13 protein-coding genes are annotated in these 16,171 nt (G+C 71.1%); 8 read left to right on the top strand and 5 right to left on the bottom strand.

From position 1 onward, the window contains the following. The first annotated feature begins 46 nt into the window (after positions 1-46). From ETU37_RS23625 to ETU37_RS07615, 6 genes are all read left to right on the top strand, one after another. Entirely contained in the window at positions 47-1,873 is a 1,827-nt protein-coding gene (locus tag ETU37_RS23625; RefSeq protein ID WP_129986641.1) for a glycosyltransferase family 2 protein, read from the top strand. Between the two features lie 81 nt (positions 1,874-1,954). Next, positions 1,955-3,133, top strand: a complete 1,179-nt coding sequence (glf, locus tag ETU37_RS07595; protein WP_206053817.1) for a UDP-galactopyranose mutase — start codon at positions 1,955-1,957, stop codon at positions 3,131-3,133. After that, positions 3,130-5,148, top strand: coding sequence for a glycosyltransferase (locus tag ETU37_RS07600; RefSeq protein WP_240755608.1), 2,019 nt, complete (start codon positions 3,130-3,132; stop codon positions 5,146-5,148). The genes glf and ETU37_RS07600 overlap by 4 nt, the downstream gene beginning before the upstream one ends. Continuing rightward, positions 5,148-6,056, top strand: a complete 909-nt coding sequence (locus ETU37_RS07605; protein ID WP_240755609.1) for an ABC transporter permease — start codon at positions 5,148-5,150, stop codon at positions 6,054-6,056. The genes ETU37_RS07600 and ETU37_RS07605 overlap by 1 nt, the downstream gene beginning before the upstream one ends. A gap of 3 nt (positions 6,057-6,059) precedes the next feature. Further along, positions 6,060-6,842: an ABC transporter ATP-binding protein gene (locus ETU37_RS07610; protein WP_129986643.1), complete on the top strand. Its 783-nt coding sequence runs from the start codon at positions 6,060-6,062 to the stop codon at positions 6,840-6,842. Between the two features lie 611 nt (positions 6,843-7,453). Further along, positions 7,454-10,327, top strand: a complete 2,874-nt coding sequence (locus tag ETU37_RS07615) for an FG-GAP-like repeat-containing protein (RefSeq protein ID WP_129986644.1) — start codon at positions 7,454-7,456, stop codon at positions 10,325-10,327. A 12-nt stretch (positions 10,328-10,339) separates the two neighbouring features. Here the strand turns inward: ETU37_RS07615 and ETU37_RS07620 are convergent, their stop codons facing one another. Continuing rightward, a complete protein-coding gene (locus ETU37_RS07620) occupies positions 10,340-11,065 on the bottom strand; it encodes a TIGR03089 family protein (RefSeq protein ID WP_165372442.1) in 726 nt (241 codons plus the stop codon). A 34-nt stretch (positions 11,066-11,099) separates the two neighbouring features. On the opposite strand from ETU37_RS07620, the gene ETU37_RS07625 reads away from it, so the two are divergent. Further along, positions 11,100-12,185: a nucleotidyltransferase family protein gene (locus ETU37_RS07625; RefSeq protein ID WP_129986646.1), complete on the top strand. Its 1,086-nt coding sequence runs from the start codon at positions 11,100-11,102 to the stop codon at positions 12,183-12,185. Here ETU37_RS07625 and ETU37_RS07630 read toward each other — a convergent pair. The 4 genes from ETU37_RS07630 to cofD all read right to left on the bottom strand — a co-directional run bounded on the left by ETU37_RS07630 (position 12,182) and on the right by cofD (position 15,490). Then, positions 12,182-12,652 carry a VTT domain-containing protein gene (locus tag ETU37_RS07630; RefSeq protein ID WP_129986647.1) on the bottom strand — a complete coding sequence of 157 codons (471 nt, stop codon included), beginning with the start codon at positions 12,650-12,652 and terminating at the stop codon, positions 12,182-12,184. The two genes, ETU37_RS07625 and ETU37_RS07630, sit on opposite strands and share 4 nt — an antisense overlap. 63 nt (positions 12,653-12,715) lie before the next feature. Then, positions 12,716-13,438: a DUF3105 domain-containing protein gene (locus ETU37_RS07635; RefSeq protein ID WP_129986648.1), complete on the bottom strand. Its 723-nt coding sequence runs from the start codon at positions 13,436-13,438 to the stop codon at positions 12,716-12,718. 46 nt (positions 13,439-13,484) lie between these two features. Further along, the gene (gene cofE, locus ETU37_RS07640) at positions 13,485-14,489 is read right to left on the bottom strand and encodes a coenzyme F420-0:L-glutamate ligase (protein ID WP_129986649.1); all 1,005 of its coding nucleotides are present in this window, start codon (positions 14,487-14,489) and stop codon (positions 13,485-13,487) included. Continuing rightward, positions 14,486-15,490: a 2-phospho-L-lactate transferase gene (gene cofD / locus ETU37_RS07645; RefSeq protein WP_129986650.1), complete on the bottom strand. Its 1,005-nt coding sequence runs from the start codon at positions 15,488-15,490 to the stop codon at positions 14,486-14,488. The genes cofE and cofD overlap by 4 nt, the downstream gene beginning before the upstream one ends. Positions 15,491-15,796: 306 nt before the next feature. On the opposite strand from cofD, the gene ETU37_RS07650 reads away from it, so the two are divergent. Then, positions 15,797-16,051 carry a WhiB family transcriptional regulator gene (locus ETU37_RS07650; RefSeq protein WP_129986651.1) on the top strand — a complete coding sequence of 85 codons (255 nt, stop codon included), beginning with the start codon at positions 15,797-15,799 and terminating at the stop codon, positions 16,049-16,051. The last annotated feature ends 120 nt before the right edge of the window (positions 16,052-16,171 follow it).

Genomic DNA, 16,171 nt, shown 5'->3' on the forward strand with positions numbered 1-16,171 from the left:
GACCCACCGGTCACTCCCGGACTACCGACATCGGTAGGGTCGCCGGGTGGACACCCGGGTCGTCGCTGTCGTCGTGACGTGGAACCGGCGGGACCTCCTCGAGGAGTCGCTGGCCGCGCTCGACGCCCAGTCGCACCCCCCGGCGCGGATCGTGGTGGTCGACAACGCGAGCACCGACGGTACGACCGACTGGCTCGCCGTCGAGGCCAAGGCACACGAGCGCTGGGACGTCGTGACGCTGCGCAGCAACACCGGCGGCGCCGGTGGTTTCGCGGTCGGCCTGGAGCAGGCGCTCACGCACGAGCCCGACCTGGTCTGGATGCTCGACGACGACACCATCCCCACCCGCACCGCCGCCGCCGAGCTCGTCGCCGCGTGGACGTCGTACTCAGCGGTCCGGCGGCCGGCCGTCCTCGCCAGCCGGGTGGTCTGGACCGACGGGCGCGACCACCCGATGAACACGCCGCGCGCCAAGCCCGGCGCCACCCGCGCCGAGCGCCACGCCGCCGCGGCCATCGGCTGCGTGCCGATCCGCTCGGCGTCGTTCGTCTCGATCATGTGCGACGCGCAGGTCGTGCGCGACCGCGGGCTGCCGGTCGCCGACTACTTCCTCTGGAACGACGACTTCGAGTACTCCACGCGCCTGATCCGCGGCAACGTCGGCCTCTCCGTCCCCGCCAGCGTCGTCGAGCACAAGACGAAGGTGTTCGGCTCGACCGACGCCGACCCGGGGGAGCGGTTCTTCTACGAGGTCCGCAACAAGGCCTGGATGTTCACCCGCAGCCGCTCGCTGTCACTCGCCGAGAAGGCCGTGTACGGCGCCGCCACCCTGCGCCGCTGGGCCCGCACGTTCGCGGCCTCGTCGGACCGGGCCGTGCTGCGCCGCGGGCTGCTGCGCGGCCTCCGCACCGGCCTGCTCACCGCGCCGAGGCCCAACGACGCCGTGCTCGCACCGGCGGGCTGGTCCCGCGAGACCCGCGCCGACGCGCCGCGGGTGCTGCCGCCCGGACAGCCGTTCTCGCTGCTGGTCTCGACCTACTGGAACGACGACCCGGGCTACCTGCGTGAGGCGTTCCACAGCAGCGTGCAGCAGCAGTTCCGGCGTCCCGGGGAGGTCGTGCTCGTGCAGGACGGCCCGGTGCCGCCCGAGCTGGCCGCCGAGATCGCGCACCTGGCCGAGACCAGCCCGGTCCCGGTGCGGCACGTGGTGATCGACGCCAACCTCGGCCTCGGACCCGCGCTCGACCGCGGCCTCCAGGCCTGCCGGCACGAGATCGTCGCGCGCATGGACGCCGACGACGTCAGCGTGCCCGACCGGTTCGTCAAGCAGCTCCCGGTGATCGAGGCCGGGGCCGACATCGTCGGCTCGGGACTCACCGAGTTCGGCGAGCACGTCGGCGACGTCGTCGGCCGCCGTACGCCGCCCACCGACCCCGACGAGATCCGCCGCGTGATCAGGTTCCGCGACCCGTTCAACCACCCGACGGTGGTCTACCGCAAGTCGGCGGTGCAGGCGGCCGGCGGCTACACCGACATGGCGCTGATGGAGGACTATCTCCTCTTCACGCGTATGGTCGACGGCGGCGCGCGCCCGGCGAACCTCGCCGAGCCCCTCGTGAACTACCGCGTGGGGGCCGGCGCCTACGCGCGCCGGGGCGGCACCGGGCTGCTGAGGTCCGAGCTCGCCCTGCAGCGGCGGTTCCGCGACCTGGGCATCACCACGCGTCGGCAGTACGCGCGGAACGTCCTGGTCCGGGGCGGCTACCGCCTGGTGCCGGAGGCCGTGCGGAAGACGGCGTACCGCGCCCTGATCGCCAACCGTGGTGGGGATCACGCGGAGGGTGAGGCGGCCCACGGGAACAAGGAACAGTGACCATCGGCCGGTAGACTTCCGGGGGTTCGCCGACCATCCGGAGCGCTGCCGGCCCGACAAAGAAACGTGGACAACTCTGTGCTGAACCATGACCTGGTCGTCGTCGGCTCCGGATTCTTCGGGCTGACGATCGCCGAACGTTGCGCCTCCGAGCTCGGGCTCCGGGTGCTCGTGCTGGACCGGCGCTCCCACCTCGGAGGCAACGCCTACTCCGAGAAGGAGCCCACCACCGGGGTCGAGGTTCACAAGTACGGTGCCCACCTGTTCCACACCTCCAACGAGCGGGTCTGGGAGTACGTCAACCGCTTCACGTCGTTCACCGACTACAAGCACCGGGTGTTCGGCAAGTACCAGGGCCAGGTCTACTCGCTGCCGATGAACCTCGGCCTGATCAACCAGTTCTTCGGCAAGTCCCACACGCCCGACGAGGCGCGGGAGCTGATCAAGGAGCAGGCGAGCGAGATCGCCACCGAGGACGCCACGAACCTCGAGGAGAAGGCGATCAGCCTGATCGGCCGCCCGCTCTACGAGGCGTTCATCAAGGGCTACACCGCCAAGCAGTGGCAGACCGACCCCACCAAGCTGAGCGCCGACATCATCACGCGGCTTCCGGTCCGCTACACGTTCGAGAACCGCTGGTTCAACGACACCCACGAGGGCCTGCCCGTCGACGGCTACACGGCGTGGCTGACGAAGATGGCCGACCACCCGAACATCGAGGTCCGGCTCGACACCGACTTCTTCGACGTCAAGGACGAGCTCCTGGGCCAGGTGCCGGTCGTCTACACCGGCCCGATCGACGAGTACTTCGGCAACTCGGAGGGTCGGCTGTCGTGGCGCACCGTCGACCTCGAGGAGTCCGTCGAGGAGGTCGACGACTTCCAGGGCACCGGGGTGGTCAACTACAACGACCAGGAAGTGCCGTTCACCCGGATCATCGAGTTCAAGCACTTCCACCCCGAGCGGGTGAAGACGCACCTTCCGGGGAAGACCGTGATCGTGCACGAGTACAGCCGCTTCGCCGAGGAGGGCGACGAGCCGTACTACCCGATCAACACCGCCGAGGACCGCGAGAAGCTGCTCAAGTACCGCGAGCTCGCCAAGAAGGAGCCGATGGTGCTCTTCGGCGGCCGCCTCGGCACCTACAAGTACCTCGACATGCACATGGCGATCGGCTCGGCCCTCTCCATGTACGACAACAAGCTCAAGCCGCACTTCGAGTCCGGCGCGACCCTCGAGAGCGGAGGCGTGGACGAGTGACCGCCACCCAGACCGACCCCCAGACCGAGACGAAGCGCACGGTCCGCCGTGTGCTGCAGCGGGTCGTGCTGCCCGTCGACCGCGACATGGACGTGCTGCCGCTGTACGTCGACCCCGACCGGCCGCAGCTCGACGTCGACAAGTCGCCGCTGACGATGACCCAGCGCGGCAAGCTGCCGCCGACCGAGCCCAACGCGCAGGTCGAGCCCGACCCGCACGCCGTGCTCGGCCGCTACCGCTACCAGGTCACCGAGAACCAGCGCGTGTCCTTCGGCACCTACTTCAACGGCTTCGCGGCGTCGTACTGGCGGATGTGGACGGTCGTCACCTCCGTCACCCTCAACGTGCGCGTCACCGGTGCCGACGCGTCGGTCCTCGTCTACCGGTCGATGCCCAACGGCCGCGCGCAGCGGGTCGACTCGGCCATCGTCGAGGGCGCCTCCGGCGACTTCAGCTTCGACCTGTCGCTCTCGCCGTTCGGCGACGGCGGCTGGTACTGGTTCGACATCGTCGCCGGCCCCGACGGCGCCACCCTCGAGGAGGCCTCGTGGGTGGCCGAGGTGCCGGCCGACCGGGCCGAGCCCGGCACGCTGAGCATCGGCATCACCACGATGAACCGCCCCGACTTCTGCGCCAAGCTGCTCGCGCAGATCGGCGGCGACGCGGACGTGCACTCGGTGCTCGACGAGGTGATCGTCGCCGAGCAGGGCACCCAGAAGGTCGTGGACGACCCGGGCTTCGCCGCTGCGCAGGAGGCGCTCGGCGACAAGCTGCGGATCATCGAGCAGGGCAACATGGGCGGCTCCGGCGGCTACGCCCGGGCGCAGTTCGAGACCCTCGAGGCCGGGCGTTCGACGTACATGATGTGCATGGACGACGACGTCGTCTGCGAGCCGGAGAGCATCGTCCGCGCCGTCACGTTCGGCGACCTGTGCCGCAAGCCGACGATCGTCGGCGGGCACATGTTCAGCCTCTACGCGAAGTCGCGGCTGCACAGCTTCGGCGAGATCATCAACCCGTACCGCTTCTGGTGGCACTCGCCGCCGACCGTCGAGACCGACTGGGACTTCGCCGAGCGCAACCTGCGCTCGTCGCGCTGGCTGCACCGGCGCATCGACGTCGACTTCAACGGCTGGTTCATGTGCCTGATCCCGACGCAGGTGCTGCGCGAGGTCGGCCTCAGCCTCCCGGTCTTCATCAAGTGGGACGACTCGGAGTTCGGCGTGCGCGCCCGCAGCCACGGCTACCCGACCGTCACGCTGCCCGGCGCCGCCGTCTGGCACGTGCCGTGGACCGACAAGAACGACGCCCTCGACTGGCAGTCGTACTTCCACCAGCGCAACCGCACCATCGCGGCGCTGCTGCACTCGCCCTACGAGCACGGCGGCCGGGTGGTGCGCGAGAGCTTCAACCACCAGATCAAGCACCTGTTCTCGATGCAGTACTCCACCGCGGAGCTGCGGCACCTCGCGCTCGAGGACGTGCTCGCCGGCCCGGAGCGGCTGCACGGTGAGCTGCTGACCAAGCTGCCCGAGCTGCGCGCCCTGCGGCAGCAGTACGACGACGCCCGCACGCAGGCGCAGCCCGACTACTTCCCGTCGGTCGAGCGCAAGAAGCCGCCGAAGCGCGGTCAGGACCCGACCCTGCCGAAGAACCGGTTCGGCCAGCTGGTCTCGGCGGCCACGTCCGCCGTACGCCAGGCGCGGCCGGTCCGCGAGCTGGCCCAGCGGCACCCCGAGGCACGGCTCGCCGCGATGGACGCCAAGTGGTGGATGATCGCGCAGTTCGACTCGGTCGTCGTCTCGATGCCCGACGGCACCAGCTCGGCCTGGTACAAGCGCGACCAGGACGAGTTCAAGAGCCTGCTCGCGCGGACGATCGAGATCCACCAGCGGCTGCACCGCGAGTGGCCGCAGCTCGCCCAGCGCTACCGCGACTCGCTCGCCGACATCACCTCGCCCGAGGCCTGGGCGAAGACGTTCGAGGCCAACGCCGCCGAGCGACAGGACGGGTGATGACGACCACCGTCGACCGCGAACACGCCGAGGTGCCCGAGGACGACCTCGCGGGGATGCGCGCGCCCGCGCCGCAGGGCGGCCTGGTGGACGTCTTCCGCCACCGCTACATCCTCAAGCTGCTGGTGCGCCGCGAGATCAGCGCGCGCTACCAGGGCTCGGTGCTGGGCCTGCTGTGGTCGTACGTCCAGCCGCTCACGCGGTTCGTCATGTACTACTTCGTCATCGGCATGGTCATCGGCCTCGACCGTGGCGTGGAGTACTTCGGCATCCACATGTTCGCCGGCATGGTGTTCGTCCACTACTTCACCGAGACGTTCACCGCCGGCACGCGGTCGATCATGCGGAACTCGTCGATCGTGAAGAAGATGGCGATGCCGCGGGAGATGTTCCCGGTCGCCTCGATGCTCGTGTCGGCGTACCACATCATCCCGCAGCTGGTGATCCTCATCACCGTCTGCATGATCGTCGGCTGGGCGCCCGACATGGCGGGGATGTTCGCCGGGCTGCTCGGGTTCGCGATCGTCGCCGTGCTCGGCACGTCGCTGGCGCTGCTGTTCAGCGCCGCCAACGTGTTCGCCCGCGACTTCTCCAACATCGTGCAGACGCTGACGAACTTCGTGCACCTGGCGGTGCCGATGATCTACCCCTACACGCTGGTCGCGTCGCGGTTCGGCGCCGACCACGTCAACCTGTACCTCGCCAACCCGCTCGCCGAGGCGGTGCTGCTCATCCAGCGCTGCTTCTGGGTGGGCGTCACCAGCGATCCCGAGCAGACCGCCCTCACCCAAATGCCCGACAACCTGTTCACGCGCGGGCTGATCCAGCTCGCGTGCTGCCTGGTGTTCCTCTTGATCGCCCAGCTGGTCTTCACCCGGCTGGAGCGGAAGTTCCCGGAGCGTCTCTAGAGCATGACCAAGTCCATCGTCGTCGACCACGTGTCGAAGCGCTTCACGATGCGCTACCACCGCACCATCAAGCAGATGTCGATCGCGCGGCTGCGCGGCCAGGAGATCAGCGACAGCTTCCTCGCCGTCGACGACGTCTCCTTCACCGTCGACCAGGGCGAGTCCATCGGGCTGATGGGTCTCAACGGGTCCGGCAAGTCGACCCTGCTCAAGGTCATCAACGGGGTGATGGCGCCCGACGCCGGCCAGGTGCTCACCCGGGGCCGCATCGCGGGCCTGATCGCGACCGGTGCCGGCTTCCACCCGCAGCTCACCGGCCGCGACAATGTCTACCTGAACGCGGCGATCCTCGGGATGACCGAGAAGGAGACCAAGGCCCGCTTCGACGACATCGTGGAGTTCGCCGACATCGGCAGGTTCCTCGACACCCCCGTCGGCCACTACTCCTCCGGCATGTTCGCGCGGCTCGGCTTCGCGGTCGCCGTGCACACCGACTCCGACATCTTCCTCGTCGACGAGGTGCTGGCCGTCGGTGACAAGCCCTTCAAGAAGAAGTGCATGGAGAAGATGAAGGAGATCAAGGCGAGCGGCCGCACGCTCTTCTACGTCTCCCACGCCGCCGGCTCGGTCCGGAAGATGTGCGACCGCGTCATCGTGCTCGAGAAGGGCCGCAAGGCCTTCGACGGCCCGGCCGACGAGGGCATCAAGTTCCTGCACTACGACGACACCGAGGACGACGTCAGCTCCGAGGAGGAGCAGGACGAGGAGCTCGGCTCCGACGTGTAGCGCGCGTCTGCGCCCTGCTCCTCTCGCTCGGCTGACGCCGTCTCCGGTCCCTCGGCCCGACCTACCATCCGGGCCTCGCTTCGCTCGGCCCTCCCGCCAGACCCGCCACGGTCGGGCCGAGGCCCCTGCGACGCCGGCCGAGTGCGGTCGCTGGGCGCGTCGTCGGGGGAGGGGCGCGAGGCGTCAGGTCCTCCTGCTCGTGGGCGGCGTGTCGTTGCACGAGTGACCCCTCGGCATACGGGGCGGTCGAGCCCGCCGGGATTGGGTCACGAACGACACGTGACTGGCCGTGCCGCCTGTCGTTCGTGACCCGTTTCTGGCACGCCGGAAGGTGGGTGGGTGCGGGTGCGTCGAGGCACGACTGACCCCACAGCGCCCCGGCCGCGACGGGGCCGTCGCGCGGCGTGGCGCCGACGAATCACAAACGGTGCGCGGCATGGTTCAGGTCGCGGCTCGGCGGGCCGATTTTCCTTGCAGGACAAGGGAAACGACGTTCCCGACATGTCCCGACGAATTACAAGTTTGTAGTTCAACGGAACCTATTGCGAGGCTCAAGTAACGGGTGTGAAAGTTGAGACTCGTGTGAATCAAGCCCCGCCGGAGAGCCCCTGATGAGTCTGAACCGACGCCGCTTCGTGCTGGTGTGCCAGCACGTCCTGGCATGCGCCGTGGTGGGCGCCGTGGCGGCGTCGTCCGCGGGCATCGTCACCCTCGACATCGTGGAGCCGACCCTGCCGGGGGCCGCGGGGAGCGCCCCGGGGGTCGCCGGTCCCGCTGTCCCGGGTACGTCGGCCGTCCCGGCCCCGGCCGCGCTGGTGGCCTCGGAGCCGGTGGAGCCGGACGTCCGCGAGGTGAAGCTCACCGAGACGAAGGCCCAGGCCGGCTCGGCCCGCAAGCAGGGGATCGAGGACGGCCTGAACCGCTGGACGGCCACGGCGTCGCAGACCGTCGCCGCCCAGCCCACCAGTGATGCCAGCGCCACCAGCGGCGTCGAGCAGGTCACCGGCTTCGGCTCGATCGGCGTGACGTGGGACGGTCACGACGAGATCGACCACGACGCGATCGAGATCGAGGTGCGCACCCTCCAGGACGGCGCCTGGTCGCGCTGGCAGGAGATGCACTACGACGACAACCACGGCCCCGACCCGGCCAGCCCCGAGACCTTCCGCGCCGGCACCGACGCGGTCGTCGTCGGCGACGTGGACGACGTGCAGGTCCGCGCCACCACCGACGGCGTCGACCTGCCCTCCGACATGCGGCTCGCGATCATCGACCCGGGGGAGACCACGGCCGTCGAGCGCGCGAAGCCGGCGATCGACACCGCCCGCCTCGAGAGCGCGGCGACGCTGAGCAGCGCGTCCACCGGCACCCTGCCGGCCACGCCCACCGACCCGGCCGCGACATCGACGCCCACGCCGGCTCCGACCCCGGCGCCCACGCCGGCTCCGACCGACCCGGCGATCGCTCCCACCGCCGCGCTGACCGCTCCGCAGCCGGAGATCTTCTCCCGCGCGCAGTGGGGCGCCGACGAGCGGATGCGCGACAAGAGCTCGCTGCGCTACGGCAAGATCACCGCCGGCTTCGTGCATCACACCGTCAACGCCAACGACTACTCCGCCGAGCAGGTGCCCGCGATCATCCGCGGCATCTACGCGTACCACACGCAGTCGCGGGGCTGGAGCGACATCGGCTACAACTTCCTCGTCGACCGGTTCGGACGCATCTGGGAGGGCCGGTACGGCGGGGTGGACAAGCCCGTCGTGGGCGCGCACACGCTGAACTACAACGAGTCGTCGTTCGCGATGTCGGCGATCGGCAACTTCGAGACGGCGCAGCCGACGTCCGCGATGATCGACGCCTACGGCCGGCTCTTCGCCTGGAAGCTCGCGATCTCCGGCGTCAACGCCACCTCGACCCACCAGGTCGTCAACGGCAAGGCCTTCCAGGCGATCAACGGCCACCGCGACGCCGGCTCGACGGCCTGCCCCGGCAAGTACCTCTACGCCAAGCTGCCCGAGATCCGCACCCTCGCGGGGACGTACCAGACCGCGGGGAGCACCCCGCAGCCCCCGCCGCCGGCGGTCAAGCCGACCCCGCTGGACACCGACATCTCCGGCAGCTCCTGGCCCGACTTCGTGGTCCGTGACGCGGCCTCGCAGCAGGCGTTCGTCGTGCGCACCGGCGGCCAGGTCGGCTTCAAGGGCGGCAACCGCGCGGCGACCGGCTTCGGCGACGTGGACAAGCTGATCGGCACGCAGGACCTCGACGGCGACGGTCTCGCCGACGTGCTCGCCCGCAACAAGAAGACCGGCTGGACGCGGTTCTACAAGGGCGACGGCGCGGGCAAGGTGACCCCGGGCGCGACCAGCAAGCGCTTCAAGGGCATGGTCCAGCTCGTCGGGGTCGGCGACCTCGACGGGGACGGCAAGAACGACGTCGTCGGCAAGAAGGCGAAGAAGCAGAAGCTGCTGCTGTTCCGCGGCAAGGGCGACGGGTCCTTCAAGAAGACCAAGGTGCTCGCGAACCCGTGGACCTACCAGCAGGTGATCGCGGCCGGTGACGCCAACGGCGACGGCAACCGCGACCTCTACGCCCGCGACGCCGACGGCCGGCTGTGGCTGCTCCGCGGCGACGGCAAGGGCACGCTGAAGAAGAACGCACTGAAGATGAACGGCAGCTGGAACGGGTTCGACGTGGTCGCCGGCTTCGGCGACCTCGACAACGACGGCAAGCCCGACCTGCTCGCCCGCGACGCCAAGACCAAGCGCACGTTCGTCTACCCGGCCAAGGGCCGCGCCGGCTTCGGCCAGCGCCTCGGCGGCTGGTCGCGCTTCGCCGACGTGCGCCAGCTGGTGCCGGTCGGCGAGCTCAACGGCCCCGGTGTCGACCTCGCGGGGATCAACGCCAAGGGCTTCCTCGTCCAGTTCGCCAACCGCCAGGGACGCCCGCTCGAGGGCGTCGTGGCGACCGGCGCGACGTTCGACGACACCAACCTCGTCCTGACGGTCGGTGACTGGAACCGCGACGGGAACGCCGACGTGCTCACCCGCAGCACCTCCAACGGCAACCTCTACCTGCGTGCCGGCAACGGCGCCGACGGGTTCGCCGCACCGGTGCTCGCCGGCGAGGGCTTCGGCTCCGTCTCCGAGCTGCGCGCCGTCGGCGACGTGACCGGCGACGGCAACCCCGACCTCGCGGGCCAGCCGTCCGGCGGCTCGGCCCGGATCTACCCCGGCAACGGCAGCAGCGGCTTCGGCTCCAGCTACCCGGCCAAGGGCCCGAAGAACCTCGCGCGGGTCGTCGCCAGCGACAAGTACGACTGGTTGCTGCCCCTCGGCGACGTCAACGGCGACAAGCGCAAGGACGTCCTCGTCCGGGCGGCGAAGTCCGGCAAGCTCTGGCTGCTGCCCGGTCTCTCCGGCGGCACGTTCGACAAGCGCCAGTACGTCGCGTCGGGCTTCAAGGGCTACGACCTGGCCGGCTGACCGGCCGACCGGTCAGGCGCGCCGCGTCGCGGTCGCGCGCTCGGCCTCGGCCCGACGGTCCCAGCCGTCGGCGACCGGGTTGCGCACCCACACCGTGCCGCCGCCCCCGAGCAACGGGCCGAGCAGCGTGTCGAGCCCGGCGTCGGCGCACGGGTTGACGTCGGTGAGCAGCCGGCCGGGCAACCGATCGGTCGCGAGCAGGTCCTCCTGCGTGCGTGCCGCGCCGCCCGCCTCCTGCCAGGCGGCATCGCCGGGCTGCGGCGGGTCGTAGGCGGCGAAGGCGTCCGGCTGCCCGAGCACGACGGCGGAGTAGTCGACCACCCCCGGCGGCAGCGCCTCGGCGAAGGGCGCTCCGAGCGGGCGCAACGACAGCGCCACGACCGGCGCGCGACCGGCGTCCTCGCCGTACGTCGCGACGCCGTCCGGGCCGCAGACAACCACGTCCGCGTCGGTACGGCGGTCGTGGTCGGTCGTGACCGTCAACCCCATCGCCCACGCCGCGCCGAGCCACACCGGCCCGAGCCAGTGGGTGGGCAGGTCGAGCAGCACGAGACCGCCGCGTTCCAGGCCGAGCTCGTCCTGCAGCAGCCCGGCGGTCTTGGCCACCCAGTTGGCGTAGGTGGTCAGAGACAGCTCGATCCGCTCACCGGTGGCGTCGTCGTAGAACGTGACGACCGGGCGGCCGGGGTCGGCGCGGAGCTGCTCGGCCAGGGCGTCCGGGAAGGTGGAGGCGGGCACCGGGTCACCGTAACGGGCTGGCATGATGCCGCCCATGCCTCACCCCACCCCCGACCCGTCCGTCGCACGTCCTCGTGAGGCGGTCATCGTCGCCGGGGGCTTCGGGACGCGGCTGCTGCCGCTGACCACGCACCGGCCGAAGCACCTGTTGGAGGTCGGCGGGGTGCCGTTCCTCGCGCACCAGATCAGCCGACTCGCGGCGGCGGGCGTCGAGCACGTCGTGCTGGCGACGTCGTACCGCGCCGACCTGTTCGAGCCCGTGCTCGGCGACGGCAGCGCCTGGGGGATCAGGCTCAGCTACGTGCAGGAGCAGGAACCGCTCGGCACCGGCGGCGCGATCCGCAACGTCGCCGACGCACTCACCGACGACCCGGACGCGGCGATCGTCGTGCTCAACGGCGACGTGCTGTCCGGGCACCGCCTCGACAAGCAGCTCGCCGACTTCGAGACCCCGCGCGACGGCCGGCCGGTCGACGTCTCGCTGCACCTCGTCGAGGTCGAGGACGCCCGCCCGTTCGGGTGCGTGCCGACCGACGCGGCCGGACGCGTCACCGGCTTCCACGAGAAGTCCGAGAACCCCGTCACCCGCCAGGTCAACGCCGGCTGCTACGTCTTCCGCCGCCGCGTCGTCGACACGATCCCCGCCGGCACCGTCGTCTCCGTCGAGCGCGAGACCTTCCCCGACCTGGTCGCCGAGGGCGCGCTCGTCGTCGGCTACGTCGAGAACGCCTACTGGCGTGACGTCGGCACCCCGGAGGCGCTGGTCGCCGCGTCGCGCGACCTCGTGCTGGGCCTCGCGCCGAGCCCGGCCGTCGACGCCGAGCCGACGGCCGCGCACATCGACGAGACCGCGAAGGTCGAGGAGGACGCCGTCGTCAACGGCGGCAGCGTCGTCGCCGCGGGCGCGCAGGTCGGGGCCGGCGCGGTGGTCAACGGCACCGTGCTCATGGCCGACGTGGTCGTCGGACGCGGTGCGGAGCTGCTCGACTGCGTGGTCGGGCCGGGTGCCCGCATCGGTGCGGGCGTCGCGCTGGAGCGGGTCACGGTCGGCGACGGTGCCACCGTCGAGGTGGCGGTCGAGCCGGGCTCGCGCGTGGACTGCGAGGTCCAGCCCCTCTAGCTCCCGAGCATCCCGCCGAGCCACTCGCCACCGCCGAGCACGGCGAGGAACCGCACCCACCGGCCGAAAAGCCCGAGCGAGACAAACAGCCAGAGGTTCATCTTCAGCTGACCCGCGAGCACCGACAGGATCGCGAAGGGCGGCACCCCGACCGCCGCCGACACGAGGGTGAGCAGGCCGGTGAGCACCGGCCGGTCGTGCACGCGGGAACGCCACAGCTCGAGGCGGGCGGCGCTCTTCGGCTGCTCCACCTTGCGCCGGACCCAGCCCCAGTGGAGCGAGTTCGCGCCGAGGTAGTACCAGATCAGCTTGCCGGCCATCTGGCCGATCGCGGCCACGAGCGCGAGCGCCCACATCTCGTCGACGCCGGCCACGGCGGAGCGGACCGCGAGCAGGGTCTCGATGTTGACGACCGGGAAGAGCGCGGACAGGAAGCCCACGCCGGCCACGGCCAGCAGGTCACGCACGGCCCACCCCTTCCGTGGATCCGTGAGCCGCGTGGCCCGCGCGGGCGGCTGCCCGCGCGGGGGTCACATCGCGTTGGGCTCGGGCGAGTCGGTGTAGGGGTAGTCCTCGACGAACTTCGCCACGACCTCGCCGCTCGGCTTGCCGCAGTACTGCCAGACACCCTCCTGCTTGGACAGGTCGGACGGGTCGGCGTACCAGTGCGTCAGCGCGACGTGCGCGCCGTCCGGGAAGGCCTTGCCGTCCTCCTCGGTCCACGGCAGGGCGATGAACTTGTCGGTGAGGTCGTTGCCCTCGAACTTGCTGGCGATCGCCTTGACCGCGGCAAGCTGGTCGGCGTTCTTGGCGACGGTCTCGTCGTACCAGAGCAGGTTGTAGCCGTGCTCGAGGTTGTGCACGTAGTAGGGCAGGTCGTCGCGCTCGGAGGGCGCGTAGAACTTGCGGTCGAAGCCCGCGGGCTGCGGGTAGTGCGGGCCGAACGCCGGCGGCGCGTCCTGGTACGGGATCGGAGTACCGACGTCCTTGTGGTCGCTGCTGCCCGACGCATCCTTCTTGACGATGTCCTGGCAGGCGGCCTGGCTCGCGGAGACGCCGAGCGTCTCGAGGTCGCCGGCCTGCGCCTGGTTCTGCTTGATCAGCGGGTAGGCGCCGAGGCCCACGATGACGAGGGCGACGACAGCGCAGGCGATGAAGATGGTGCGGGTGCGGCGCTTCTCGGCGCGCTGCTGCTGCTTACGCATCTCCTCGACGACGGCGCGGCGGTCCTTGTCCTTGGTGCTCTTCGCCATGGGGGTCTCTCGGCTCAGTTCTCTCTCGGGGCTGCTCGGATCGTGGTCAGCCATCGGCTGCGGCGGGTGCCGCGGACGGGGCGAAGTCTACAAAGTCGGCCCCAGCGGACCGGACGACCCAGCCGAGGCCGTACGCCGCGACAGCGAGCCGGGCCTCGAGCCGGCCCAGCGCGCGCGGGTCGTCGTGGGGGAGGGGCACGTGCAGGCCACCCGCGACCGGCGAGACCGTCGTGCCGGCGATGCCGCCGAGCCGGCCGGCGACGAGGTCGGCGGCGGCCGGGGCACCCACGCCGCGCAACGCCGCCGGGTCCGCGTCGACGGCCGCCTGCACCGCGTCGCGGGCGCCCAGGCCGAACATGTCCGTCGCCTCGGGCCGGACGAGCGCGCGGGCCCCCGGGCCGTGCGAGCCGGCGGGCAGGACGCGCGGCGCGAGCCCGCGCAGGACCGCCGCCGGGCGCCGCGCCAGCTTGCCCTTGACCAGGTCGCCGGCCGCGGCGATCTCGTCGGCGACGGCGGGGGCGGTGACGGCGAGCGGGTTGCCGTAGTCGTCCGTCTTCCCGGCGTGGTCGTCGAGGACGTCGAGCCCGGCCGCGCCGATCGCGATGTCGGTCTGTCCTTCGCGCCAGGCACGGCCGGCCGTGTCGGTGACCACCACAGCGACGTTGACGCCGACGAGGTGCAGCAGCGCCTCGCGCAGCCGGACCGCCGACGCGTCGGGGTCGACCGGCAACGACAGCACGCTGCCCACGGCGACGTTGGACGCGTCGACGCCGGCGCCGGCGAGCACGAGACCGTGGGCGGTGCGCACGATGCGCGTGCCGCCGCGGGTGGCGACGACGCGGTCGGTCTCCGCCATGACCACGGTGTCCCTGTCGTCGTACCGGACGCGGCCCTCGGCCTTGCTCACCACCTTGCTGGTGACCACGAGGACGTCGCCGTCGCGCAGCGGCTCGTCGCGCAGGGCGTCGACGAGGAGGACGGCGAGGTCGTCGCCCTCGACCACCTCGCCGATGCCGGTCACCGGCAGCAGGACGACGGCCCCGCCGCTCACCGGCCCACCAGCTCCAGCGCGGCGGCGGCCATCGCGGCGGTCGCGTCGTGGTCGGTCATCATCAGCGGTACGGCGCGGCACGGGATGCCGGCCGCCTCGATGCGGGCGACGTCCCCGGCGTCGCGCTCGTCGACCAGCCAGCCGTCGAGGAGCCCGCCGTCTCGGCGGCTGCCGTAGTGCTCGGCGACGCCGGCGGCGCTCACCTCGATGCCGAGGCCGGTGAGCAGCTGGGCCGCCATGCCGCGCACGTGGGCGCCGGCGACGATGGGGGAGAGGCCGACGACCGGTGCCGGGGTCGCCGCCAGGGCATCGCGGATCTCGCGGACGCCGACGATCGTGCCGATCGACACGACCGGGTTCGACGGCGGCAGCACGACGACGTCGGCCGCCGTGATCGCGTCGACCACCCCGGGCGCAGCCGTCGCGGCGTCGAGGCCGACCGGGACCACGGCGCGGGCGGGCACCTGGGCGCCGAGCCGGATCCAGTACTCCTGGAAGTGGATCGCCCGCTGCCCCGACGGCTCGTCGGCGTCGTCGACCACGATGTGCGTCTCGACCCGGTCGTCGGACATCGGCAGCAGCTCGACGCCGGGCTGCCAGCGTCGGCAGAGCGCGCGGGTCACGTCGGACAGCGGGTACCCAGCGTCGAGCATCTGGGTGCGCACCAGGTGCGTGGCCAGGTCGCGGTCACCCAGCCCGAACCAGGTCGGCTCGACGCCGTACGCCGCGAGCTCCTCCTTGGCGTGCCAGGTCTCGTCAGTGCGACCCCAGCCGCGGGCGGTGTCGATGCCGCCGCCGAGCGTGTACATCACGGTGTCGAGGTCGGGGCAGACCTTGAGCCCGTGCAGCCAGATGTCGTCGGCCGTGTTGGCGACCACGGTCACCGTGGCGGCCGGGTCACGGGCGGCCAGGTGCTGCAGCAGCCCCTGCATGAACCGGGCTCCGCCGACCCCTCCGGACAGCACGGTGACGCGGGTGCCGGTCGGCGCGTCGTGCGGCATGGATCTCCTTTGGCAGAAGGGGCACAGGAAGCGCCATGGCCCGTTCGGGTCACCGCTGGTCTCCGAACGTGCCTATAGCAGACCGCGGCTTGACTTCCCTGGTACGACAGACGTGTAATTCCCACAGTGTTGTTTGTTCCCGGGACGCCCGGGTACCACCGGCACTAGCGTGGCGACACGAGAGGCACAAGGCATCGGGAGCTGGGCCTTCGGGCCCGGAGTTCACGGGATTTCTCCCGACGTCATTGTCGACGGGTGAGTGGAGCGGGACCCCACCGGGGTCCACGGGTCGAAAGGGCGAGAATCGTGCGAGAACTGTTTCTCCTCGATGGAAGCGCCGAGGAGCTGGGTTGGCAGGAGCGCGCACTGTGCGCGCAGACGGACCCCGAGGCGTTCTTCCCCGAGAAGGGTGGATCGACGCGGGAGGCCAAGCGGGTGTGTCTGACCTGTGACGTGCGGGCGGAGTGCTTGGAGTACGCACTCGGTCACGACGAGCGGTTCGGCATCTGGGGCGGCCTCTCCGAGCGGGAGCGCCGGAAGCTGAAGAAGCGCGCGGTCTGAACCGGACCGCGTCGCCGGTCCGGATCGGTCCGCCCGGCTGAGGCGCCGCACCCGGCGTCGCAGCCGGTGTGGCCGATCTGACGGGCCGACGATTCTCGGTTGCCCGGGCGCACCCCCTAG

Source organism: Nocardioides iriomotensis, from assembly GCF_004168035.1.
Lineage (GTDB): Bacteria > Actinomycetota > Actinomycetes > Propionibacteriales > Nocardioidaceae > Nocardioides_B > Nocardioides_B iriomotensis.

Excerpts from the sequence above, each read along its gene's own strand:
- ETU37_RS07605 (WP_240755609.1), top strand. The coding sequence starts at position 5,148 with ATGACGACCACCGTCGACCGCGAACACGCCGAGGTGCCCGAGGACGAC.
- ETU37_RS07625 (WP_129986646.1), top strand. The coding sequence starts at position 11,100 with ATGCCTCACCCCACCCCCGACCCGTCCGTCGCACGTCCTCGTGAGGCG.
- ETU37_RS07610 (WP_129986643.1), top strand. The coding sequence starts at position 6,060 with ATGACCAAGTCCATCGTCGTCGACCACGTGTCGAAGCGCTTCACGATG.
- ETU37_RS07635 (WP_129986648.1), bottom strand. The coding sequence starts at position 13,438 with ATGGCGAAGAGCACCAAGGACAAGGACCGCCGCGCCGTCGTCGAGGAG.
- cofD (WP_129986650.1), bottom strand. The coding sequence starts at position 15,490 with ATGCCGCACGACGCGCCGACCGGCACCCGCGTCACCGTGCTGTCCGGA.
- ETU37_RS07615 (WP_129986644.1), top strand. The coding sequence starts at position 7,454 with ATGAGTCTGAACCGACGCCGCTTCGTGCTGGTGTGCCAGCACGTCCTG.